Origin of the sequence: Hydrocoleum sp. CS-953 (assembly GCF_002260545.1) — a bacterium.
Classification (GTDB): domain Bacteria; phylum Cyanobacteriota; class Cyanobacteriia; order Cyanobacteriales; family Microcoleaceae; genus Trichodesmium.
Genome location: NZ_LGSU01000252.1, coordinates 1 through 2,544, shown reverse-complemented (window position 1 = coordinate 2,544; position 2,544 = coordinate 1). Strand labels below are relative to the sequence as shown.

Below are 2,544 nucleotides of genomic sequence, written 5' to 3'. Positions count from 1 at the left end.
GCCGTTTTAAGCCTTAAATGTTACTTGAGAAAAATGGCAGAATGCTGATTTTTTAAGGCTTTTACTTAAAAATCTAATACACTATTTTAAGCTTGAGGCGGCACTACTAGACTGTATCGGTTCAGTAGGGTGTGTTAGACCCTGACAAAAAACTAGATTTTGTTTGTAAAATATTAGCTTGCGTCGTAACGCACCACTGACTAGGGTTAGTTTTAAGTGGNATCGGTTCAGTAGGGTGTGTTAGACCCTGACAAAAAACTAGATTTTGTTTGTAAAATATTAGCTTGCGTCGTAACGCACCACTGACTAGGGTTAGTTTTAAGTGGTGCGTTACGTTCCTAACGCACCCTACTAGACTGACACACCTTAAATAGTGCAATAGTAGGGGCGGGTTTACCCGTTAAATTAACGCGAGCTTTCACCTAAAGTATGTAAAATATCAGCTTGCGTCGTAACGCACCACTGACTAGGGTTAGTTTTAAGTGGTGCGTTACGTTCCTAATGCACCCTACTGGACTGACACAGCTAAAACTGTGCATTAGGGAGTAGGGGAGTGGGGGAGTAAGGGAGTAGGGGAGAAGGACTGTTGTTGGGTTTTGTTCCTCAACCCAACCTACATTTATTGCACCATTTAAGGTGTGTCAGTCTACTACTAGACTGAGGTTAATACACTATTTTAAGCTTGAGGGTACTAGACTATATCGGTTCAGTAGGGTGTGTTAGACCCTGACAAAAAACTAGATTTTGTTTGTAAAATATTAGCTTGCGTCGTAACGCACCACTAGATTNTATCGGTTCAGTAGGGTGTGTTAGACCCTGACAAAAAACTAGATTTTGTTTGTAAAATATTAGCTTGCGTCGTAACGCACCACTAGATTAGGGTTAGTTTTAAGTGGTGCGTTACGTTCCTAATGCACCCTACTGGACTACTACTGGACTACTGGACTTTTGCCTTTTGCGTAGGGCTATACCTTACATCGACGCGCGGTTATGAGGAGAATCTAAATCTATCTCTGGACCAACTGGCACAATTTTAGTAGGATTAACCTTAGGATGACTCATGTAATAATGGCGCTTAATATGGTCAAAATTACAAGTTTCTTTTACCCCTGGATACTGATAAATATCCTTCAAATAATTCCCTAGATTTGGATATTCCCAAATATGACGTAAATTACACTTGAAATGAACATAATAAACCGGATCGAAACGAACCAAAGTAGTAAACATACAAATATCAGCTTCAGTTAGGCGATCGCCACACAAATAACGTTGTTTTGACAATACATTTTCCCAACTATCTAAAGCTGCAAATAAATCTTTTACTCCTTCATCATAAGCCAACTGAGAACCTGCAAAACCTGCTCGATAAACACCATTATTAATAGGTTGGTAAATCTTATCAATAGTTTCTTCAATCTGATCGTATAAATCTTCAGGACATAAATTTACATCATTTTTAGCAATACCACTAAACTGAGTATCAAACATCCGAATAATTTCACGAGATTCATTATTAACAATTTTACCTGTTTGTTTATCCCAAAGTACAGGTACAGTCACCCTACCACTATAATTTGAATCTGCCTGAAGATAAAGTTGCCAAAGATAACTATTATTATTAATAGTATCAGGAATCGACCCTAATTCATCAGTAAATTCCCAACTATTTTGGTCAATTACAGCACCTACAACTGACAAACCAATAGCATCTTCTAAACCCTTTAATTTCCGGATAATAGCAGTTCGATGTGCCCAAGGACAAGCCCAAGAAATGTATAGATGATAACGTCCTGCTTCTGCCTTAAAACCACTAGAACCATCTGCTGTAATTTTATTCCGAAAAGTGGTTTGAGGCCGAATAAATCTACCTTGAGAATCTTCTTGTTCCCGTTCAGAAATCCACTTACCATCAATTAAAATACCTAAACCCATTTTTACCTCCTAAAAGATAATCACATCATATCAATTAACTGTCAGTTTTCTTAGACTCTTTTCTTGCCTTTAATGACTCTAGATTTTTTTTGACAATAGCAATAGCTTCTTGGTTTCCTTCTTGGAGATATAATTGTCCTGCCTGCAATAAATTTGCTACACTTTCATCATCTTGACGTAGATTAGCAAAAGCTAAACCTCGATTATGATAAGCTTCAGCAATATTAGAATTATTTTGTATAGCTTCAGTAAATTTATTTATAGCTTGTTGATAATTTTGTACTCGAAAAGCTTCACATCCTTGTTGAAAATTTACTGCTGCTTCTGGTGGTATTAATTCAGATTTTGATATAGGTTCTGTAAATAGGACAGAAATACTTCCTTGTCCACGATAAGCATATATCATTGTACCAATACCAATGCTAGTTATTAATCCAAAAAAAATTAGCCAAGTCAAAAAATTTGCGATTTCCATACAGATAATGATATAGTTCTAAGTACATTTTTTCGGGAAAATTTTTTAAATCAGGATGTTTATTCAGCACTTGAGCTGATTTTTCTAAGGCTTCTTCACTAGAGTAGTAAATAGTTTGAGGCAGAATAACAATT

General features: G+C 36.4%; 2 protein-coding genes and 1 pseudogene. All 3 read right to left on the bottom strand.

Annotation, left to right across the window (positions count from 1 at the left end):
- Positions 1-972: 972 nt before the first annotated feature.
- On the bottom strand, positions 973-1,935 hold the full coding sequence (locus AFK68_RS02215; RefSeq protein ID WP_094671281.1) for a glutathione S-transferase family protein: 963 nt from the start codon (positions 1,933-1,935) through the stop codon (positions 973-975).
- Positions 1,936-1,969: 34 nt separating this feature from the next.
- Positions 1,970-2,392, bottom strand: coding sequence for a hypothetical protein (locus tag AFK68_RS02210; RefSeq protein ID WP_246843939.1), 423 nt, complete (start codon positions 2,390-2,392; stop codon positions 1,970-1,972).
- Positions 2,358-2,544: pseudogene (locus AFK68_RS37955) on the bottom strand (hypothetical protein); the annotation flags it as partial. The gene AFK68_RS02210 and the pseudogene AFK68_RS37955, both read right to left, overlap by 35 nt.